The sequence below is a fragment of the Halomonas denitrificans genome (assembly GCF_003056305.1).
Taxonomy (GTDB): Bacteria; Pseudomonadota; Gammaproteobacteria; order Pseudomonadales; family Halomonadaceae; genus Halomonas; species Halomonas denitrificans.
In genome coordinates this window covers 678,497-698,503 of the sequence record NZ_PYVX01000001.1, presented here as the reverse complement: position 1 = coordinate 698,503, position 20,007 = coordinate 678,497, and the positions used below count along the sequence as shown (strand labels likewise).

The 20,007-nt window shown below is 68.8% G+C and carries 15 protein-coding genes and 4 tRNA genes; 12 read left to right on the top strand and 7 right to left on the bottom strand.

The window, feature by feature from the left end:
* The first annotated feature begins 119 nt into the window (after window positions 1-119).
* From C9F13_RS03145 to C9F13_RS03130, 4 genes are all read left to right on the top strand, one after another.
* Entirely contained in the window at window positions 120-671 is a 552-nt protein-coding gene (locus C9F13_RS03145; protein ID WP_108444761.1) for a hemerythrin domain-containing protein, read from the top strand.
* Between the two features lie 272 nt (window positions 672-943).
* Window positions 944-1,735 (top strand): glutamate racemase, encoded by a 792-nt coding sequence (murI, locus tag C9F13_RS03140; RefSeq protein WP_108444760.1) that lies wholly within the window; start codon window positions 944-946, stop codon window positions 1,733-1,735.
* Between the two features lie 65 nt (window positions 1,736-1,800).
* On the top strand, window positions 1,801-2,907 hold the full coding sequence (gene trmA, locus C9F13_RS03135) for a tRNA (uridine(54)-C5)-methyltransferase TrmA (protein WP_108444759.1): 1,107 nt from the start codon (window positions 1,801-1,803) through the stop codon (window positions 2,905-2,907).
* A 190-nt stretch (window positions 2,908-3,097) separates the two neighbouring features.
* Window positions 3,098-7,936 carry an NAD-glutamate dehydrogenase gene (locus C9F13_RS03130; protein ID WP_108444758.1) on the top strand — a complete coding sequence of 1,613 codons (4,839 nt, stop codon included), beginning with the start codon at window positions 3,098-3,100 and terminating at the stop codon, window positions 7,934-7,936.
* A 98-nt stretch (window positions 7,937-8,034) separates the two neighbouring features.
* Here the strand turns inward: C9F13_RS03130 and mgtE are convergent, their stop codons facing one another.
* On the bottom strand, window positions 8,035-9,387 hold the full coding sequence (mgtE, locus tag C9F13_RS03125) for a magnesium transporter (RefSeq protein WP_108444757.1): 1,353 nt from the start codon (window positions 9,385-9,387) through the stop codon (window positions 8,035-8,037).
* A gap of 253 nt (window positions 9,388-9,640) precedes the next feature.
* Here mgtE and C9F13_RS03120 point away from each other — a divergent pair, with 253 nt between their 5' ends.
* Window positions 9,641-10,666, top strand: a complete 1,026-nt coding sequence (locus tag C9F13_RS03120; protein WP_108444756.1) for a quinone-dependent dihydroorotate dehydrogenase — start codon at window positions 9,641-9,643, stop codon at window positions 10,664-10,666.
* Window positions 10,667-10,778: 112 nt separating this feature from the next.
* Here the strand turns inward: C9F13_RS03120 and rmf are convergent, their stop codons facing one another.
* Window positions 10,779-10,985 carry a ribosome modulation factor gene (rmf, locus tag C9F13_RS03115; protein ID WP_089847892.1) on the bottom strand — a complete coding sequence of 69 codons (207 nt, stop codon included), beginning with the start codon at window positions 10,983-10,985 and terminating at the stop codon, window positions 10,779-10,781.
* Window positions 10,986-11,346: 361 nt separating this feature from the next.
* On the opposite strand from rmf, the gene rlmKL reads away from it, so the two are divergent.
* A complete protein-coding gene (gene rlmKL / locus C9F13_RS03110; RefSeq protein WP_108444755.1) occupies window positions 11,347-13,578 on the top strand; it encodes a bifunctional 23S rRNA (guanine(2069)-N(7))-methyltransferase RlmK/23S rRNA (guanine(2445)-N(2))-methyltransferase RlmL in 2,232 nt (743 codons plus the stop codon).
* Window positions 13,575-13,934: a glutaredoxin family protein gene (locus C9F13_RS03105; protein ID WP_108444754.1), complete on the top strand. Its 360-nt coding sequence runs from the start codon at window positions 13,575-13,577 to the stop codon at window positions 13,932-13,934. The genes rlmKL and C9F13_RS03105 overlap by 4 nt, the downstream gene beginning before the upstream one ends.
* An 18-nt stretch (window positions 13,935-13,952) precedes the next feature.
* Here the strand turns inward: C9F13_RS03105 and C9F13_RS03100 are convergent, their stop codons facing one another.
* Complete coding sequence (locus C9F13_RS03100; protein ID WP_108444753.1) at window positions 13,953-14,234, bottom strand: hypothetical protein; 282 nt, start codon at window positions 14,232-14,234, stop codon at window positions 13,953-13,955.
* Window positions 14,235-14,351: 117 nt separating this feature from the next.
* On the opposite strand from C9F13_RS03100, the gene pdxB reads away from it, so the two are divergent.
* Window positions 14,352-15,527: a 4-phosphoerythronate dehydrogenase PdxB gene (gene pdxB / locus C9F13_RS03095; protein WP_108444752.1), complete on the top strand. Its 1,176-nt coding sequence runs from the start codon at window positions 14,352-14,354 to the stop codon at window positions 15,525-15,527.
* Between the two features lie 81 nt (window positions 15,528-15,608).
* Here pdxB and htpX read toward each other — a convergent pair whose 3' ends face one another.
* The 4 genes from htpX to msrB form a co-directional block, all read right to left on the bottom strand.
* A complete protein-coding gene (htpX, locus tag C9F13_RS03090) occupies window positions 15,609-16,514 on the bottom strand; it encodes a protease HtpX (RefSeq protein ID WP_108444751.1) in 906 nt (301 codons plus the stop codon).
* Window positions 16,515-16,627: 113 nt separating this feature from the next.
* Entirely contained in the window at window positions 16,628-17,857 is a 1,230-nt protein-coding gene (locus C9F13_RS03085; protein ID WP_108444750.1) for a pyridoxal phosphate-dependent aminotransferase, read from the bottom strand.
* A gap of 71 nt (window positions 17,858-17,928) precedes the next feature.
* Window positions 17,929-18,909, bottom strand: coding sequence for a ribosome biogenesis GTPase YlqF (gene ylqF / locus C9F13_RS03080; RefSeq protein WP_108444749.1), 981 nt, complete (start codon window positions 18,907-18,909; stop codon window positions 17,929-17,931).
* A gap of 92 nt (window positions 18,910-19,001) precedes the next feature.
* Window positions 19,002-19,403 carry a peptide-methionine (R)-S-oxide reductase MsrB gene (gene msrB / locus C9F13_RS03075; protein ID WP_108444748.1) on the bottom strand — a complete coding sequence of 134 codons (402 nt, stop codon included), beginning with the start codon at window positions 19,401-19,403 and terminating at the stop codon, window positions 19,002-19,004.
* Between the two features lie 194 nt (window positions 19,404-19,597).
* Between msrB and C9F13_RS03070 the strand changes: the two genes are divergently transcribed.
* The 4 genes from C9F13_RS03070 to C9F13_RS03055 all read left to right on the top strand — a co-directional run bounded on the left by C9F13_RS03070 (window position 19,598) and on the right by C9F13_RS03055 (window position 20,004).
* Window positions 19,598-19,673, top strand: a tRNA-Glu gene (locus C9F13_RS03070).
* 24 nt (window positions 19,674-19,697) lie between these two features.
* Window positions 19,698-19,772 (top strand) — tRNA-Gly (locus C9F13_RS03065).
* A gap of 42 nt (window positions 19,773-19,814) precedes the next feature.
* Window positions 19,815-19,890, top strand: a tRNA-Glu gene (locus tag C9F13_RS03060).
* Between the two features lie 39 nt (window positions 19,891-19,929).
* Window positions 19,930-20,004: transfer RNA gene (locus tag C9F13_RS03055), tRNA-Gly, on the top strand.
* Window positions 20,005-20,007 lie beyond the last annotated feature (3 nt).

Genomic DNA, 20,007 nt, shown 5'->3' with positions numbered 1-20,007 from the left:
TGCCTTATTCGCCCGGTGAACCCGACGCGCCGTGGCGAATCCAATGTTGATACGCCTCTGCCCCATACGTCTTCTGATCCACCGCTCGTGTCCCTATCGCCATGGAGGAGATTACCGCCATGTCCAAGCTGAACCAGTTGCGTCAGGATCATGCCAACATGGCGCGCATGTTGCACGTTCTGCAGCTCAAGCAGAAGACCCTGGCCCAGGGGGAGCGCCCCAACTTCCAGCTGGTCAGGGAGGTAGTGGACTACATCCTCGACTACCAGGAGGGGTTCACCCGGCCCCTGGAGAAGGTCTGCAGCGAGCGGCTCAAGGAGCTGGATCCGTCGAGCGCCGAGGTCACCGAGCAGCTCGCCAAGGATTATCGCGCGCTGAAGGCCCGGCTGCACCGCCTCTCCGACGACCTCGACATGATCCTCATGGACTCGGTCGTGCCGATGGACAAGTTCTCCGAGGACCTCAAGTCCTACCTGGAGAGCCACCGCGCCTATCTCCGGGAAGAGCGCGAGAAGCTTTTCCCGCTGATCCGCAAGAACTTCAGCGACGAGGACTTCAAGGCGTTGCAGGATGCGCTGCCGGAAGGTGCTCAGGACCAGGTCGCGCGCCTGGAGGAGGCCTACCCCGAGCTCTACCACGAGCTGCGCGACGCCCCCGTGCCCGAGACCTGAGGCCGGCCATCCCCACGGGACCTCCTCGGCGGGCTCCCGGTTCGCGACGAGCGCCTCCCGGCCACGCGCTGGCCTGGTCAGGAGCCTGCCTGGGCTCCCTACGGGCTCAGGTATCCCACGGAATGCCTCGCCGCCTCGGCTCGGCCGCGACTCTGGGGTAGAATGGCCGGCATCGTTTCCGGCCGTCTCCCCGTCATGCCTCTTCGTCTCGCCCAGATCCCATCGCTGTCGCCTTCGTCGCCACCGTCGCCCCCGGCGGGAGCGTCCGGCTGATGGCGGCCCCGATCCTGGTCTTCGATTCCGGCGTGGGCGGGCTCTCGGTGGTGCAGGCGCTGCGCCACCGTCTGCCCGGGGCCGCCCTGGCCTACGCCTGCGATAACGCCATGCTGCCCTACGGGCGGCGCGAGGACGCCTGGCTGGTCGAGCGCATCCAGGCGGTCTGCCAGGCGGCGGTGGCGGCCAGCGGCGCCCGGGCACTGGTGGTGGCCTGCAACACGGCCAGTACCCTGGCGCTGGATGCCCTGCGCGCGTGCCTGGCCATCCCCGTGATCGGCACCGTGCCCGCCATCAAGCCGGCCGCCGCCGTGAGCGCCACGCGCCATATCGGCCTGCTGGCGACCAGCGCCACCGTGTCGCGCCCCTATACCCTGCGGCTGATCCACGACTTCGCCGCCGACTGCCGCATCACCCGTGTGGCCGCCGATGCCCTGGTGGGCGAGGCGGAGCGCCTGGTGGTCGGGGAGGCGCCAGACCCCGCGGCGATTCGCCGGGCGCTGGCGCCCCTTTGGGCGGCTGCGTCGGCCGGCGAGCCGGCCCTGGATACCGTGGTGCTGGGCTGCACCCACTTTCCGCTGCTGCGCCGTCAGCTGGTCGAGGCGGCCCCCCGCGAGGTGGCCTGGATCGACTCCGGGGAGGCCATCGCGCGCCGCGTGGCCCAGGTCGTGACGGCCCCCGATCGCGACCGGTCCGCCGGGCCGAGCTTCGTCACGGCCGGCGACGAGCGACTGGCCAGGGGGCTGGCCGCCTTCGGCTTCGCCCCGCCGCGGACGCTCTACCCGGCCTGAGCCGTCCGCGTTTGCTTCTTCTTCTTCGCCCCCATTCATCACCGACCGTCATCACAGGAGCCGCCGTGGCCATTCCCGTCGTCGACCCCGCCCGCTATGACCAGCAGCTCGAGGCCAAGCGCGAGCGCATCACCCGCGACTTCGCGCGTTTCGCGCCGCCGGCGCTGGAGGTCTTCCCCTCGCCGCCGAGCCACTACCGCCAGCGCTGCGAGTTTCGCCTCTGGCACGAGGGCGACGATCTCTTCTACGCCATGTTCGAGGTGGATCCCGAGGACCCCAAGAACAAGACCGTGGTCCGCCTGGACGAGTATCCGGTGGCCAGCCGGCAGATCAACGACCTGATGCCGCGCCTGCTCGACGCCCTGCGCGACAACGACCTGCTGCGCCGGCGCCTCTTCCAGGTCGAGTTCCTCACCACCCTCACCGGCGAGGCGCTGGTGACGCTGATCTACCACCGCCGGCTCGACGAGGCCTGGGAGGCCGAGGCGCGGGCCCTTCAGGAGAGGCTCGGCATCATGATCATCGGCCGGGCCCGCAAGCAGCGCCTGGTGCTCGCGCGCGACCACGTCTGGGAGCGCCTGGCGGTGGGTGACGATACGCTGGTCTACCAGCAGGTGGAGAACAGCTTCACCCAGCCCAACGCCGAGATCTGCCGGTCAATGCTCTCCTGGGCGCGGGACGTCACCCGGGGTAGCCAGGAGGGCGACCTGGTGGAGCTCTACTGCGGCAACGGCAACTTCACCGTAGCGCTGGCCGGCAACTTCCGGCGGGTGCTGGCCACGGAGATCTCGCGCACCTCGGTGGCCAGCGCGAAGATCAACCTCGAGGCCAACGGCATCGATAACGCCGAGGTGGGGCGCATGTCCGCCGAGGAGTTCGCCCAGGCCCTCAAGGGCGAGAAGGGCGGTCGCCGGGTGAGCGAGATGGCCCTCGACGACTACGCCTTCTCCACCGTGCTGGTGGACCCGCCCCGGGCCGGGCTGGATGAGGCGAGTTGCCGGCAGCTCAGCGAATATGAGCGCATCGTCTATATTTCATGCAATCCCGAGACCCTGGCGGAGAACCTCGAGACGCTGACCCTTACCCACGAGATTCACCGCTTCGCGCTCTTCGACCAGTTTCCCTGGACCCACCACTGCGAATGTGGGGTCCTGCTGGTGCGCCGAGACTGATTCGACCTTGGTCGAAGAATCGCCGGGGTTGTCAAGCGGCGATGCGTAACCGACATGCTCCATGAGCGAAGAGGCATGTGGTTGGGGGCGGCTCGGGAAGTGACGTAAGCTGGACGGCGATGCGGCCAGGAGGCCGCCACGTCAAGTTCTCCCGGCCGCTCCCGGCGGCCGCTGGCAGCCGAGGTGATGGATGCAACATGTCTCACACGAGGAGACCCGCGAGGATCTGCTCAAGCAACTCGAGGAGCGGCTGCAAGGCCGTCTGGACGAGGACAAGGCCGCCCAGGTCCATGCCTTCGCCCGCCACTTCTATGCCACGATCCCGCTCGATGACCTGGCCGATCGCCGTCTCGACGACATCTATGGCGCCACGCTCTCCGTGTGGCACTTCCTGCAGCACTTCGATCCCGCCGATCCCAAGGTGCGGGTCTTCAACCCCGACTTCGAGCAGCATGGCTGGCAGTCCACCCATACCTTCATCGCCGTGCTGCATGAGGACATGCCCTTCCTGGTCGACTCGGTGCGCATCGAGCTCAACCGCCGCGGCATGACCGTGCACGCCATCCACAACGCCGTGCTGGCCACCCAGCGCGACGGCGAGCATCGCCTGGAGCGGGTCGCCCCGACCAAGCAGGCCGATGCCCCGGCCAACCGCGAGTCGCTGATCGCCATCGAGGTGGATCGCCACTCCGACCCGGCAGTGCTCGAGGAGATCGAGGCCAGCCTGCAGGAGGTGCTCCGCGACGTGCGCACCGCGGTGGCCGACTTCGAGCCGATGCGCGACCAGGCCCGGGCGGCCCTGGCCGAGCTCAAGGCCTCGCGCCCCGAGCAGATCAAGGCCGAGGACCACGCGGAGGCCACGGCCTTCGTCGAGTGGCTGCTCCACGACAACTTCACCTTCCTCGGCTACGACGAGTACGTCGTCCACGAGGAGCAGGGACGTCAGCGCCTGGATCGGGTCGAGCAGAGCGAGCTCGGCGTCTTCCGCCTCGACCAGCCCCGCTACCAGGAGCGCATCCGCACCGATCAGGGCGTCGAGGGCGACCGCTTCGTGCTGGTGCCCCAGCTGCTGTCGTTCGCCAAGAGCGCCCACCACGCGCGGATCCACCGCCCCACCTATCCCGACTACATCTCCATCGATCGCTACGACGATCAGGGGCGGGTGATCGGCGAGCGGCGCTTCCTGGGCCTGTTCACCGCCACGGTCTACAACGAGTCGCCGCGCAACGTGCCGATCCTGCGCCGCAAGCTGTCCACGGTGATGGACAACTCCGGGTTCAATCCCAAGGGCCACAACGGCAAGCACCTGCTGCACATCCTCGAGGTCTATCCCCGCGACGACCTGTTCCAGATCGACACCGACGAGCTGACGCAGACGGCGCTGGGCATCCTCGACATGCGCGAGCGGCGCCGGGTGCGGCTGTTCATCCGCGAGGACCGCTCCGGGCGCTTCTACTCCTGCCTGGCCTTCGTGCCGCGGGACGTCTTCTCCACCGAGCTGCGCCAGCGCATCCAGCACCTGCTGTGCGAGGAGCTCGACGCCACCTTCGGCGACTTCAACACCTACCTCTCCGAGTCGGTGCTGGCGCGCATCCAGTTCATCCTGCGCTTCAAGGGCGACCGACCCACGGAGTACGACCTGCGCCGCCTGGAGGCCAAGCTGGCGACCCTGGCGCGCAACTGGCGCGACGACCTGCAGGGCGCGGCCATCGAGGGCTTCGGCGAGGAGCAGGCCAACCTGCTGATGGACCGCTTCCGCGACGCCTTCCCGGCGAGCTACCGCGACGACTTCTCGGCGCGCACCGCGGTCTATGACCTGCAGCACATCAGCGAGCTGGACGACGGCGCCCCGCTGGCCCTCTCCCTCTACCGCCTGGTGGAAGAGGAGGGCAGCGGCGTCAACCTCAAGCTGTTCCACCGCGGCCGGCCGATCCCGCTCTCCGACGTGCTGCCGATGATGGAGAACCTCGGGCTGCGCGTGATCGGCGAGCGCCCCTACGAGGTGCAGGCCAGCGACGGCTGCTACTGGATCCATGACTTCGACCTTGAGCACCACACCAGCAACGAGGTCAATCTCCAGGAGATGCGCGCACCCTTCATCGAGGCCTTCCAGCGCATCTGGATCGGCGAGGCGGACAACGACCCGTTCAACCGGCTGATCATCGGCGCCAACCTCGACTGGCGCGAGGTCGCGATGCTCAGGGGCTATGCGCGCTACCTGAAGCAGATCCGCTTCGGCGTCTCCCAGGACTACATGGCCACCACCCTGGTCAACCATCCGGAGATCACCCGCGAGCTCGTCACCCTGTTCGAGCTGCGCTTCGATCCCAGCGAACGCCCGCCGGAAGGCGAAGAGGAGGCCTGCACCGCGCGCATCCTGACACTGCTCGACGACGTCGCCAGCCTCAACGACGACCAGCTGCTGCGCCGCTACATGGAGATGATCCAGGCGACCCAGCGCACCAACTACTACCAGACCGGGCCCGACGGCCGGCAGAAGGACTACATGGCCTTCAAGCTGGAGCCGGCCCGCATCACCGGCATGCCCAAGCCGCGCCCGGCCCACGAGATCTTCGTCTGCTCGCCGCGGGTCGAGGGCGTGCACCTGCGTGGCGGCAAGGTCGCCCGCGGCGGGCTGCGCTGGTCCGACCGCTTTGAGGACTTCCGCACCGAGGTGCTGGGGCTGGTCAAGGCGCAGCAGGTCAAGAACGCGGTGATCGTGCCGGTGGGTGCCAAGGGCGGCTTCGTCTGCAAGCGGATGCCCGAGGGCGCCGATCGCGATGCCATCCAGCAGGAGGGCATCGCCTGCTACAAGACCTTCATCCGCGCCCTGCTCGACGTCACCGACAACCGCGTGGGCGGCGAGATCGTGCCGCCCAGGGACGTGGTGCGCCACGACGATGACGATGCCTACCTGGTGGTGGCCGCCGACAAGGGCACCGCGACCTTCTCCGACATCGCTAACGAGATCTCCGCCGAGTACGGCCACTGGCTGGGCGACGCCTTCGCCTCGGGCGGTGCCAACGGCTACGACCACAAGAAGATGGGCATCACCGCCAAGGGCGCCTGGGAGTCGGTCAAGCGCCACTTCCGCGGCCTGGGGCTCAACACCCAACAGGACGAGTTCTCGGTGGTCGGCATCGGCGACATGGCGGGCGACGTCTTCGGCAACGGCATGCTGCTCTCCGACAAGATTCGCCTGGTGGGTGCCTTCAACCACCTGCACATCTTCGTCGACCCGAATCCGGACGTGGCGGCGAGCTTCGCCGAGCGTCAGCGCCTGTTCGACCTGCCGCGCTCCAGCTGGCAGGACTACGATGCCGCGCTGATCTCAGAAGGCGGCGGCATCTTCAGTCGCGCCGCCAAGACTGTGCCCATTTCCCGGCAGATGAAGGCGCTGTTCGGCATCAAGGAGGACAAGCTCTCGCCCAACGAGCTGATCCGCGCGATGCTCAAGTCGCAGATCGACCTGCTGTGGAACGGCGGCATCGGCACCTACGTGAAGTGCAGCGAGGAGACCGATGCCCAGGTCGGCGACAAGGCCAACGACGGCCTGCGCATCGACGGTCGCGAGCTCAACTGCCGGGTGGTCGGCGAGGGCGGCAACCTCGGCCTGACCCAGCGGGGCCGCATGGAGGCCGCCGCCAAGGGCGTGCGGGTCAATACCGACTTCATCGACAACGCCGGCGGGGTCAACTGCTCCGACCATGAGGTCAACATCAAGATCCTCATCGACGAGGTGGTCAAGCGCGGCGACATGACCGAGAAGCAGCGCAACAAGCTGCTCGCCGACATGACCGGCGAGGTCTCGGACCTGGTGCTCAAGGACAACTATCGCCAGACCCAGGCGCTGGATCTCGCCGAGCGCCTCTCCAAGCAGGGCATCGGACCCTTCCGGCGCTTCATCAGCGAGCTGGAGGCGGCCGGCCAGATCGACCGCGAGCTGGAGTTCCTGCCCGACGACGAGCAGCTCCAGGAGCGGGCCGCCAACGACCAGGGCATGCTGCTACCCGAGCTCTCGGTGCTGATCTCCTACGCCAAGAGCGTGCTCAAGGGCGACCTGATCGCCTCGGACGTTCCCGACGACCCGACCATCGTCAAGTTCGTCGAGCGCATCTTCCCGAAGGTGCTGGTCGAGCGCTACCGCGACGAGGTCTACGAGCACCGGCTGACCCGCGAGATCGTCGCCACCCAGGTGGCCAACGACCTAGTCGACCACATGGGCATCGTCTTCGTGCGCCGGCTGATCGACTCCACCGGCGCCGACCGGGCGGCGATCGCCCGGGCCTACGTGATCGCCCGCGACAGCTTCCAGCTGCCGCGCCTGTGGGAGCAGATCGAGGCGCTGGACAACCAGGTGGCGAGCGCCGTGCAGTACGACATGATGCTCGACCTGATGCGCATGCTGCGCCGCGCCACCCGCTGGTTCCTGCGCAACCGCACCGGCATGAGCACCCAGGAGGCGATCGACTTCTTCGCGCCGCGCCTGGCGCAGCTGCAGGAGCAGATCGGCAAGCGCCTGCGGGGCGAGGAGCACGAGGCCTGGGAGGCCCGTCGCAAGGCGCTGGTGGAGGCCGGCGTGCCGGAGGCGCTGGCCGCCACCGTGGCCGCCGCCGGCAGCCTCTATGCGGCGCTAGGCATCATCCAGACGGCGCGCCAGACCCAGGAGAAGCCCCAGCGCGTGGCCGAGGTCTTCTACGAGATCGGCGACCGCCTCGAGCTGCCCTGGATGATCCAGCAGATCACCGAGCTCAAGGTGCGCGACAGCTGGCAGGCCCAGGCCCGGGAGACCTTCCGCGACGACATCGACCGCCAGCAGCTGGCGCTGACCACCAGCGTGCTCGGCATGGAGAACGGCGCCAAGGACTCCACCGAGCGGGTCAGCCAGTGGCTGACGCTCCACCAGGGCATGCACCAGCGCTGGTGCCGCCTGGTCGAGGAGGTGAGCAGCGGCACCCACGGCGGCTTCCCGCTGTTCGCGGTCGCGGTGCGCGAGCTGGTCGACCTGGCCGAGAGCAACCGTGCCTGATCCGTCCCATCGCGCCTGATGTTGCCAGGCCCTGAAGACACGAAACCCCGCCAGCGGCGGGGTTTCGTGCGTCTGGGAGGCGCGTCTCGCGCGGGCGTCTAGAGCAGGAACACGGTGGCGAGGCCAAGGAAGGACATGAAGCCCACCACGTCGGTCACCGTGGTCAGGATCACCGAGCCCGACAGCGCCGGGTCGATGCCCGCGCGCTTGAGCAGCAGCGGGATGACGATGCCGGCGATGCCGGCCGCCAGCATGTTGATGACCAGCGCGGCGGCGATGATGACGCCGATGGCGACGCTTTCGAACCACACCACCGCCAGCACGGCCACCACCAGCGACCACAGCACGCCGTTGAGGGCGGCGATGCCGATCTCCTTGCGCAGCAGCCACTGGCTGTTGGTGCGGCTGATCTGCCCGAGCGCCAGGCCGCGGATCGCGAGAGTCAGGGTCTGGCTGCCGGCGATGCCGCCCATGCTGGCGACGATCGGCATCAGCACTGCCAGGGCGACGATCTGGTCCAGGGCCGCCTCGAAGCGGCCGATCACCCAGGCGGCCAGGAAGGCCGTCAGCAGGTTGATGCCGAGCCACACGGCGCGGCGCTTGGCGCTGGGCATCACCGGGGCGAAGAGGTCCTCCTCCTCGTCGAGGCCGGCCATGTTCATCAGCGCCTGCTCGGAGTTCTCGCGGATCACGTCGACGATGTCGTCGATGATGATGCGCCCGAGCAGCAGGCCCGATTCGTCGACCACCGGGGCGGAGGTCAGGTCGTGGGTCTGGAAGAGGGTGGCCACGTCGGTCGACTTCATGGTCACCTGGATGCTGTCCACCTCACTGTCCATCAGGTCGGCCACGGCCATCTCGGGGTCGTTGGCGACCAGCCGCGCCAGCGGCAGCACGCCGACGAAGCGGCCGTCGCGGTCCACCACCATCAGCAGGTGGGTGTTGTCGGGGACGGCCTCCTTCCAGCGCAGGAAGCGGCGTACCGTCTCCAGGCTGACGTCGGCGCGCACGGCGATGGTGTCGGTGCGCATCAGGCGCCCGGCGCTGTCCTCCTCGAAGGAGAGGGTCTCCTGGAGGCGCGAGCGCTGCAGCGCGTCCATGGAGCGCAGCATGTCTGCGGCGACCTGCTGGGGCAGGTCCTCGAAGATCTCGGCCAGATCGGTGGTGTCCAGGCCGGTCGTGGCGGCGACGATCTCGGCATGGTCCATGTCGTCGATCAGGGTGCCGCGCACCTCGTCGTGCACGTGCAGCAGCACCTCGCCGTCGATCTCGCCCGGCACGCGCTCCCACAGGCGGATGCGCGCCTCCGGGGGCAGCGACTCCAGGAGCAGGGCCACTTCCGCGGGCTCGAGGTCGGAGAGTACATCGTCGACCTCCTCCAGTTGCTCCTTTTCCAGCGCCAGGTGGATCCGCGACAGGCGGTGCTCGAGTGTCTCGGTGGTATCGGTCATGGGCGCTTCCTGGCAATGGTGCATCGAGGCGGGCGAGCCGCCTCGCGGTGTCCTGAGTTGGGAACTCGTGAGCGTCCAGTAGAGCACAAATGGCGCGGATGATGGAGCCGTGACCCGCCGCGCCGACCGCTCGGGTCCCGTTGCGGGCGCGTCGTCTCGCGGCGGCGGGGCTGGTATACTCTCGCCCCGCTGCCGCCGCGCCGTCGGCGGCCTCGCCCCAGCCCCCACCGCTCGTCACCGTCCAGGAGCCGCCATGTACTCGCTTGCCCGTTCGCTGCTGTTTCGTCTCGATGCCGAGACCGCCCACGGCATGGCGCTCTCCGCCCTGGACCTGGCCGGCCGCGCGGGCCTGGCCGCGCGACTGGGCGGGGGCCGGGTCGAGGACCCGGTCGAGGTGATGGGGCTGCGCTTTCCCAATCGGGTGGGCCTGGCCGCCGGGCTCGACAAGAACGCCGACCACCTCGATGCCCTGGGGGCGCTGGGGTTCGGCTTCGTCGAGGTGGGCACCGTGACGCCCAAGCCCCAGGACGGCAACCCCAAGCCGCGGCTGTTCCGGCTGCCGGAAGCCGGCGCCATCATCAACCGCATGGGCTTCAACAATGCCGGGGTCGACCACCTGGTGGCCCGGGTCAAGGCGAGCCGCTACGACGGCGTGATCGGGATCAACATCGGCAAGAACCTGACCACCCCGGTGGAGCAGGCGGTGGACGACTACCTGGCCTGCCTCGGCAAGGTGCACGCCCATGCCCACTACATCGCGGTGAACATCTCCTCGCCCAACACCCCGGGGCTGCGCAACCTGCAGTTCGGCGAGCACCTCGATGCGCTGCTCGGGGCGCTGCGCGAGGAGGGGCGCCGGCTCGATCGCGAGAGCGGGCGGCGCGTGCCCCTGGCGGTCAAGATTGCCCCGGACATGAGCGCCGACGAGGTCGGGCTGGTGGCCGCGGCCCTCGAGGCCAACTCCATCGACGCGGTGATCGCCACCAACACCACGATCGCCCGCGAGGCGGTGGCGGGACTGGCCCACGCCGACGAGCAGGGCGGGCTCTCCGGGCGACCGGTGCTCGAGCCCTCCAACGCGGTGATCCGCGAGCTGCGCCGACGCCTGCCCGACATGCCGATCATCGGCGTGGGCGGCATCGACAGCGGTGAGGCGGCGCTGGGCAAGGTGGCGGCCGGGGCCGATCTGGTGCAGCTCTATTCGGGCTTCATCTATCGCGGCCCGGCGCTGGTGGGCGAGTGCGCCCGGGCGCTCCGGGACCGTTCGGGCCAGGCCTGAGGGGCGGGCGGCATGAGCGGCACCCGCGCACGAAAAAGCCCATGGCAGGGCCATGGGCTTGAGGGGTTCGTCGTCATCACCGACGATGGATTGATGACCCGGGGAGTCGGGGTCACACCACCATGGGGTTCTTGTGAATGCCTGAGACACCCGTCATGCCGGACCATTGATCCCCACGACCTTCACGCCAACCGCTCATCCAGTACTCGCGTAGATTGATATCCTGGCTGGGACACTCATCGCGGGAACGACCCGAGAGACCCGCCTTGTACCCATGAACATAGGCACGCTGGAAGCGATCACGTTTCTGTCGTTTCATTGGACTACCTCTTGATGAAGGTACCGACGAGAACCCGGTCTCGAGACCGGATTCGTTTTGCTCGGGAGGCGTCAATCGTGGCGCGACCAGCGTGTTGTTCATGCACTGTATTGCTCATGTTCATCGAAGATCCCTTTCTGCGAAAACATGCCGTGCAAAACACGCCGTGAAGGTTCAAGCCGTGCGAACACGGCAGCGCCAAGACACTCCACCCGATGACAGGAACGCATGCGTCATTCAGTAGCTACTCAGTCATTGATAGCCCAAGATGACGACGATTGTCGACTGATGATTTGTAACAAGGCGTTCACCTGATCGTCACGCCACCATGCCGGCCTGACGCCGCGCCGATGGATATGCCATGACCGAACCGCAAGCTCCGCACACCCTCAACTTCCTGGCGACCTGCCCCAAGGGCATCGAGCTGCTGCTGGCCGACGAGCTGGCGGCGCTGGGCGCCACCCCCGGCAAGACCACGGTGGCCGGGGTGTTCTTCCAGGCCAGCCTCGAGACCGCCTACCGCGCCTGCCTCTGGTCGCGGCTGGCCAACCGGGTGGTGCTCTGCCTGGCCCGGGAGGAGGGCATCGAGACGCCCGAGGCGCTGCGCGCCGCCGCCGCGGCCATCGACTGGCGCGACCACCTCGCCCCCGGCAAGACCCTGGCCGTGGATTTCCACGGCCGCGCCGAGGCGATCCGCCACACCCGCTTCGGCGCCCAGACCGTGAAGGACGGGGTGGTGGATCGCCTCCACGCCGAGGCGCGGCCGCGACCCGATATCGACACACGCAGCCCCGACCTGCGCCTCTATGCCCACCTGCACCGCGGCCGGCTGACCCTGGGGGTGGACCTCTCGGGGGACAGCCTGCACCGCCGCGGCTATCGGCGCGACGTCGGCCATGCCCCGCTCAAGGAGAACCTGGCCGCCGCCCTGCTGGTGCGTGCCGGCTGGCCGGCGCTGGCCAAGGAGGGCGCGCCGCTGGTCGACCCGCTGTGCGGTGCCGGCACGCTGCTGATCGAGGCCGCCCTGATGGCCGCCGACATCGCCCCGGGGCTCGCCCGCGAGCGCTTCGGCTTCCACGGCTGGGCCGGCCACGACGAGTCCTGCTGGCGCGAGCTCAGGCGTGAGGCCGAGGCGCGGGCGAGCATCGGGCGCAAGCGCTGCCGCTCGCGGCTGTACGGCTTCGACGAGAGCCCCCCCGCGCTGGCGGCGGCCAAGGCCAACGCCATGCGCGCCGGCGTGCCGGCGCTGATCGAGCTCGAGGGCGCCGCCCTGACCGGGCTTTCGCGCCCCGAGGGGCTGCCCGACACGCCCCGCGGGCTGGTGATGACCAACCCGCCCTACGGCGAGCGCCTCGGCGAGCTGCCGCAGCTGGTGTCGCTCTACGCCCAGCTCGGCGAGCGGGTCAAGGCGGCCTTCCCGGGCTGGCGGCTGGCCGTGTTCACCGCCAACCCGGACCTGGGGCACCGCATCGGGCTGCGCGCCCACAAGCACTACTCGCTGAAGAACGGCCCGCTGGACGCTCGGCTCCTGCTGATGGCGATTCCCGAGCGGGGCGAGGGCGATGCCGCGGGGCAAGGCGAGGGAGCGGGCGACGCCGCCAAGGCGCCCCCGGCACGCTCCGAGGGCGCGCAGATGTTCGCCAATCGCCTGGAGAAGAACCGCAAGCGGCTCAAGAAGTGGCTCAAGAAGAGCGGCGAGCCGTGCTACCGGCTCTATGACGCAGACATGCCGGAATACGCCCTGGCCATCGACGTCTACGGCGATCGCGTGCACGTGCAGGAGTACGCGCCGCCCCGCTCCGTGGATGCCGCCCAGGCCCAGAAGCGCCTCTTCGAGGCGCTTGGCGTGATCCCCGAGGTGCTCGGCATCGACTCTAGTCGCGTGGTGATCAAGCGCCGCGAGCGGCAGAGCGGCAAGGAGCAGTACCGCAAGCAGGCGGCCAGCGGCGAGCGTTTCGAGGTGCGCGAGGGGCAGGCGCGGCTGTGGGTCAACCTGCGCGACTACCTGGACACCGGCCTGTTCCTCGATCACCGGCCGGTGCGGCGCATGCTCGGCGAGATGGCCGTCGGCAAGCGCTTCCTCAACCTCTTCTGCTACACCGCCACCGCCACCGTGCAGGCGGCCCTGGGGCCGCAGAAGGAGGGCGCCGAGCCGGGCGGCGCCAGCGAGAGCGTCAGCGTCGATCTCTCCAACACCTACCTGGAGTGGGCGCGGGACAACTTCGCCCTCAACCGGCTCGACCCGAGCCGCCACCGGGTGGTGCGCGACGACTGCCTGCGCTGGCTCGAGACTGCCGGCGGCCAGTTCGACCTGATCTTCATGGATCCGCCGACCTTCTCCAACTCGAAGAAGATGGCCGATACCCTGGACGTGCAGCGCGATCACGGCCGGCTGGTGCGCCTGGCCATGGCGCGCCTGGCGCCCGGCGGCACCCTGGTGTTCTCCAACAACCAGCGGCGCTTCAAGCTCGATGCGGACCTGGCCGAGCAGTACCGGGTCGAGGAGATCTCGGCGAAGACGTTCGATCCGGACTTCACACGCCGCCCGGACCTGCATCACTGCTTCCTGATCCGCCACCGGGAGGACGCATGATCCGCCTGAGGCTCTACACCACCCTGGGGTGTCATCTCTGCGAGCAGCTCGAGGCGCTGCTCGCGACCCTCTGCGCCGTGCCGTACCGCCTCGAGCGGGTCGAGATCAGCGACGATGACGCCCTGGTCGAACGTTACGGGGTGCGCATTCCGGTGCTGGTGGACGAGGTGGGGGAGGAGCTCGACCGCGGCATGCAGCCCGAGCGCCTGGCCGCCTGGCTGGCGGCGCGGGGCTGGCGGGACGAGGCGGCCTGGCAGGGGCTGCAGCGTCGGCTGAACGGCGAGGCGCCGCCCGGGGAGACGGCGAGGGCGGCGCAGGGCGCGACCCTGCGCGGCGGGCGTCGCTACCTGGGGTGAAGAGCGGGCCGAGCGCGCCTAGAGCGAATCCAGCAGCGAGAGCTGGCTGACGGCGTCGCGCCCCTCGGCGCTCTCGGCCTCCACCTCCAGCACCTTGCTAAAGCCGCGGGAGCTGAGGATGGTGGCCTCGTCGGCCAGCCACATCATCGCCTGGGCGTGGTCGTCGGCCAGGCGATGCTTCAGGCCGCCGAACTGGGTGCCGATCTGGCCCCAGGCGCGGCTGAAGATCCAGTCGCCGAACATGTCCTGATGGACATGCACCAGCACATAGTCATGGTCGGTTTCCCAGCGGACGATCACGGCAGCTCCAGAGGTGGCGGGCGGCGCGCTCGGCGCCGCCCGGTTGGCGTATGGCGGTATTGTAAGGGCTTGGGCACACTGAACAAGTCGCAGCGCTGTGGAAGTCAGGAGTCCCCCATGAAAATCGTCGTCGATGCCAATGTTCCCGCCGCCGAGGCCTGCTTCGGCGCCCTGGGCGAGGTGATCCGCGTGCCGGGGCGCGAGATCGTCCCGGCCACCCTCGCCGCGGCCGATGCCATGGTGGTGCGCTCCATCACCCGGGTCGATGCGGCGCTGATCGCCGAGGCGCGGCGCGCGGGCTCGCCGCTGCGCTTCGTCGGCACCTGCACCATCGGCACCGATCACGTCGACCAGCGGGCCCTGGCCGATCACGGCATCGCCTTTGCCAGCGCCCCCGGCTGCAACGCCGAGGCGGTGGTCGACTATGTGCTGGCAAGCCTCGCGACCCTGGCCGAGCGCCACGACTTCCGGCTCCTCGAGCGCCGCGTCGGCATCGTCGGCGTCGGCAACGTCGGCGGGCGGCTGCTTTCGCGGCTCACCGCCATGGGCATCGACTGCCTGGCCTGCGACCCGCCCAGGGTGGAAGCAGAGGGCATCGAGGCCGAGGACCTGGCTCGCTTCCACGATCTGGACACCCTGATCGACGAGTGCGACGTGCTCTGCCTGCACACGCCGCTGGTGAGCGAGGGGCCCCACGCCACCCGTCACCTGCTGGATGCCCAGCGCCTCGCGGCCCTGGCCCCGGGCACGCTGCTGCTCAATGCCGGGCGCGGCGACTGCGTCGACGGCCGGGCGCTGCGCCAGCGCCTGGCGGGGCAGGGCGATATCACGGCGGTGCTCGACGTCTGGGAGCAGGAGCCGGCCATCGATGCCGCCCTGGCCGATCTCGCCGAGATCGCCACGCCGCACATCGCCGGCTACAGCCTGGACGGCAAGCTGCGCGGCACCCATCACATCTACCGCGCCCTGGCCCATCACGTCGGCCTGCCGGCGCGCCTGAGCCTCGATGACCTGGCGCCGCCGCCGCCGGTGGCGCGGCTGGCCCTCGACGGCGGCCTCACGCCCGAGGAGGCGCTGCGGCTCTGCCTGCGCGCCGTCTATGATCCGCGCCGCGACCACGACGGCCTGCACCGCGAGGCGCGCCGCCAGGGCATGGCCAAGGGCTTCGACGGTTGCCGGGCCCGCTACCCGCTGCGTCGGGAGGCCGCCTCCCTCGAGATCGCCCTGTGCGACGGCGCGCGGGAACTGCAGCCGCTGCTCGCAGGTGCGGGCTTTCGGATCGCCGCCGGCTGAGGACGGCCCTGGCCCCAACGACAGCAGGCCCGCCGAATGGCGGGCCTGCTGTCGTTTTCGGAACTGCTGTGCGAAGCCAACTCACTGCCGGTAGGCGGCTTCCTTCAGCGCGCGGATGCGATCGTCCAGCGGCGGGTGGCTGGCGAACATCCGCTCCATCAGCGAGCGCGTCTGGCCCTTGGTGATGGCCATGGCCCGCAGTGTATCCGGCATCTGGTCGGGCATCTCGGTCTCGGCCTTGAGCCGTGCCAGGGCATTGATCATGGCGCCGCTGCCGGCGAGCTGAGCGCCGGCGCTGTCGGCCCGGTACTCCCGGAAGCGCGAGAACCAGGCGACGATGGCCGAGGCGATCAGGCCGAAGACGATCTCGGCGACGATCACCACCGCGAAGTAGCCCATGAACCCGAGGCCGCCCTCGCCGTCGCTGCGACTCTTCAGGAAGCCGTCGATCAGGTGGGCGACCACCCGAGCGAAGAACATCACGAAGGTGTTGAGCACCCCCTGCACCAGCGCCAGGGTCACCATGTCGCCGTTCGCGACGTGGCCGATCTCGTGGGCCAGCACCGCCCGCACCTCCTCGGGGCGCATGCGGTTGAGCAGGCCGGCCGAGACCGCCACCAGGGCGTCGTCCTTGTTCCAGCCGGTGGCGAAGGCGTTGGACTGCTGGGCAGGGAAGATGCCCACCTCCGGCATCTTGATGCCGGCCTCGCGGGCGAGCTCACCCACGGTATCGAGCAGCCACTGCTCGGTGGAGTTGCTGGGCGATTCGATCACCACGGTGCCGGTCGAGCGCTTGGCCATCCACTTGGAGATGAACAGCGAGATCATCGAGCCGGCCATGCCGAAGATGAAGCAGAAGATCAGCAGGGCATTGAAGTTCATGCCCTGGGCGTTCAGGTAGCTCTCCACCCCCAGCAGGCGCAGGGTGATGCTGGCCACCAGGATCACCGCCAGGTTGGTGCCCAGGAACAGCAGGATTCTCATCATTGCCGGAACTCTCCAGTCATCGTCAGGGGTGCCGCAAAACGCGGCATGCACAAGCTGTTGCTTAGATACGGGCTGGCCCGTCGGGTTTCAAGCGGCGGGCCGGATCGCTGCGGCTACTGGCGATAGCGCGACAGGAAACGCGCGAAGCGGTCCAGGGCATCCTCGAGCTGGTCGGCCCAGGGCAGGGTGACGATGCGCACGTGATCGGGCTCGGGCCAGTTGAAGGCCGTGCCCTGGACCAGCAGGATCTTCTCCTGCAGCAGCAGGTCGAGCACCAGCTGCTGGTCGTCCTGGATGTTGAAGACCTTCGGATCGAGCTTCGGGAATGCGTAGAGCGCTCCCTTGGGCCGGGTGCAGCTGACCCCGGGAATGGCGTTGAGCTTCTCGACGGTGATGTCGCGCTGGGCGAGCAGGCGCCCGCCGGGCAGGATCAGGTCGTTGATCGACTGGTAGCCGCCCAGCGCCGTCTGGATGGCGTGCTGCGCCGGCACGTTGGCGCACAGGCGCATCGAGGCCAGCATGGTCAGCCCCTGGATGAAGTCGGCGGCGCGCTGCTTGGCGATGTTGCCCGAGAGGATCATCCAGCCGCTGCGGAAACCGGCGCAGCGGTAGCTCTTGGAGAGCCCGTTCATGGTCACCACCAGCTGGTCATCGCCGGCCAGCGCCCCGGTGGAGACGTGCTCGACCCCGTCGTAGAGGATCTTGTCGTAGATCTCGTCGGAGAACACCACCAGGTCGTGCTCCCGGGCGATCTCGAGCAGCTCGCGCACCACCGCCGGCGGGTAGACGGCGCCGGTGGGATTGTTGGGGTTGATGATCACGATGGCCCGGGTGTGGGCGGTCACCTTGGCGCGGATGTCGTCCATGTCCGGCGCCCAGTCGGCCTGCTCGTCGCACCGGTAGTGCACGGCGTGGCCGCCCGAGAGGTTGGCGGCGGCGGTCCACAGCGGATAGTCCGGGGCCGGGATCAGCACCTCGTCGCCGTCGTTGAGCAGCGACTGCAGCGCCATAACGATCAGCTCCGAGACGCCGTTGCCGATGTAGATGTCCTCGATGCCGACGCCGGGGATCTCCTTGCGCTGGCACTCCTGCATGATCGCCTTGCGCGCCGAGTAGAGCCCCTTGGAATCGCAGTAGCCCTGGGCGGTGGGGAGGTTGCGCATCACGTCCTGGAGGATCTCCTCCGGCGCCTCGAAGCCGAACGGCGCGGGGTTGCCGATGTTCAGCTTGAGGATGCGCTGGCCTTCTTCCTCCAGCCGCTTGGCGTGCTCGAGCACCGGGCCGCGAATGTCGTAGCAGACGTTCTCGAGCTTGTGCGATTTGCTGATCGGGGGGGTATCCATGGGCGCTGAATCCAGTGATGTCCGTGTGCCGCCTCTGGCGGGCGGTCGTTGTTCGTCGGCGTCGCCTGCGATTATGCGGGCTCGGCCTCGTCGCCACCATCCTCGCGGGGCGCGTCTCCCGGTTCCGGCTCCGGTTCCGGCTCGGGCGGGATGTCGGCCGGGGTCTCCAGGGTCAGGCGGCCGAGCTTGCCGTCGCGCAGCTCGTGGAGCAGCACCTCCGCGCCGCGGTGCAGGTCGACCTCGCCGCCGGCGCGCAGGCCGCCGCGCTTTGACGCGATCTCGGTGAGGATGGCATGGCCGTCGTAGCCGCACAGGGCCAGCAGGTCGACCCGCGCGGGGCCGTCGGCGTCCACCTGGTCGGCGTCGGGATGCGCCGTGTAGGCCGGCAGCGACTTCAGCTTGTAGCGCGCGCTGAGCGCCTCGGGATAGCGCCGAGCCAGCTCGGCGGCGGCGACCACGGCGACGTCGACGTAGTCGATGGCGGTATCGCGGATGGCGCCGCTCGCCGCCAGGCGGTGGGCACTCGCCTGGTCCTCGATCTTCGGCCACAGCACCCCGGGGGTGTCGATCAGCGCCACCCGGCCGCCGATGCGCACCTTCTGCTGGCGCTTGGTGACGGCGGGCTCGTTGCCGGTCTTGGCGATGGTGCGCCCGGCCAGGCCGTTGATCAGGGTCGACTTGCCGACGTTGGGAATGCCCATGACCATCACCCGCACGTCGCGGTCGGCGCGCACCTGGCCGGCCAGCTCGTGGCACAGCTTCGGGATGCGCTTGAGCTCGCGGGCCTTGGTGGTGGTCACCGCCAGCGCCCGGGTGTCGGCCTGGGCGTCGAAGAAGGCCGTCCACTCCCGGGTGCGCTCGGGGTCGGCGAGGTCGGCCCGCGAGAGGATCTTGAGCACCGGCTTGTGGCGGGTCAGCTCGGCGAGCATGGGGTTGGCGCTGGAGTAGGGCAGACGGGCGTCGAGCACCTCGATCACCACGTCGATCTCCGGCAGCGCCTCGAGGATCTGCCGTCGCGCCTTGTTCATGTGTCCCGGAAACCAGCCGAGCATCGAGCCTCTCCTGCGTGAGCGTGAATAAAAACGGCCGCCCATCATAGCAGATGGACGGCCGTCGCCGAGCGGGGCGGTCGCGGGGCGCGCGGCTACTCGCCGGCGTGGAACTCGATCGCCACCGAGTTGATGCAGTAGCGAAGCCCGGTGGTCTCCGGCGGGCCGTCGGGGAAGACGTGGCCGAGGTGGGCGTCGCAGCGGGCGCAGGTCACCTCGGTGCGCTGCATGCCGTGGCTGGTGTCGGTATGCTCCTCGACGCACTTCGGCGTGAAGGGGCGATCGAAGCTCGGCCAGCCGCAGCCGGCATTGAACTTGTGCTCGTTCTCGAACAGCGGCGCGTGGCAGCACACGCAGTGGTAGATGCCGTGCTCGTCGCTCACGTGGTACTTCCCGCTGAAGGCCGGTTCGGTGCCCTTCTCGCGGGTGACGCGGTACTGCTCCGGCGTCAGCTGCTCACGCCACTCGGCGTCGCTCTTGTGAATCTTGCTGCGCATGGCCTCTCTCCTCATTGCGTCGTGGAACCGGCGGCAGGCTCGGCGTCTCGCCCTCATTCTGACATCTCCCCGGGCGGGGGTTTCCAGTGCTGCCCTCCGACAGGTCACGTGATATCAACGAGCGGCGACAGGCGCTTGACACTCCCCGGGGGCGTCGGTAATATTCGCCGCACCTCGACGAGGCGAGCCAATGCGTCCCATTCGTCTAGTGGTCTAGGACACCGCCCTTTCACGGCGGTAACAGGGGTTCGAACCCCCTATGGGACGCCACTCGATTCGTTAAGGTACCGGAGTGCGGGAATAGCTCAGTGGTAGAGCATCGCCTTGCCAAGGCGAGGGTCGCGAGTTCGAATCTCGTTTCCCGCTCCATCTTCCTTTCGAGGAAGGTAGTAGTTTGAAGGTAAAAATTGCGTCCCATTCGTCTAGTGGTCTAGGACACCGCCCTTTCACGGCGGTAACAGGGGTTCGAACCCCCTATGGGACGCCACCTTCGACTTCCGGTGGCAACACAGTGCGAGAAGACCAAGCGGGAATAGCTCAGTGGTAGAGCATCGCCTTGCCAAGGCGAGGGTCGCGAGTTCGAATCTCGTTTCCCGCTCCATGC

Excerpts from the sequence above, each read along its gene's own strand:
- C9F13_RS03145 (WP_108444761.1), top strand. The coding sequence starts at position 120 with ATGTCCAAGCTGAACCAGTTGCGTCAGGATCATGCCAACATGGCGCGC.
- murI (WP_108444760.1), top strand. The coding sequence starts at position 944 with ATGGCGGCCCCGATCCTGGTCTTCGATTCCGGCGTGGGCGGGCTCTCG.
- C9F13_RS03130 (WP_108444758.1), top strand. The coding sequence starts at position 3,098 with ATGCAACATGTCTCACACGAGGAGACCCGCGAGGATCTGCTCAAGCAA.
- mgtE (WP_108444757.1), bottom strand. The coding sequence starts at position 9,387 with ATGACCGATACCACCGAGACACTCGAGCACCGCCTGTCGCGGATCCAC.
- C9F13_RS03120 (WP_108444756.1), top strand. The coding sequence starts at position 9,641 with ATGTACTCGCTTGCCCGTTCGCTGCTGTTTCGTCTCGATGCCGAGACC.
- rmf (WP_089847892.1), bottom strand. The coding sequence starts at position 10,985 with ATGAAACGACAGAAACGTGATCGCTTCCAGCGTGCCTATGTTCATGGG.
- rlmKL (WP_108444755.1), top strand. The coding sequence starts at position 11,347 with ATGACCGAACCGCAAGCTCCGCACACCCTCAACTTCCTGGCGACCTGC.
- C9F13_RS03105 (WP_108444754.1), top strand. The coding sequence starts at position 13,575 with ATGATCCGCCTGAGGCTCTACACCACCCTGGGGTGTCATCTCTGCGAG.
- pdxB (WP_108444752.1), top strand. The coding sequence starts at position 14,352 with ATGAAAATCGTCGTCGATGCCAATGTTCCCGCCGCCGAGGCCTGCTTC.
- htpX (WP_108444751.1), bottom strand. The coding sequence starts at position 16,514 with ATGATGAGAATCCTGCTGTTCCTGGGCACCAACCTGGCGGTGATCCTG.
- C9F13_RS03085 (WP_108444750.1), bottom strand. The coding sequence starts at position 17,857 with ATGGATACCCCCCCGATCAGCAAATCGCACAAGCTCGAGAACGTCTGC.
- ylqF (WP_108444749.1), bottom strand. The coding sequence starts at position 18,909 with ATGCTCGGCTGGTTTCCGGGACACATGAACAAGGCGCGACGGCAGATC.
- msrB (WP_108444748.1), bottom strand. The coding sequence starts at position 19,403 with ATGCGCAGCAAGATTCACAAGAGCGACGCCGAGTGGCGTGAGCAGCTG.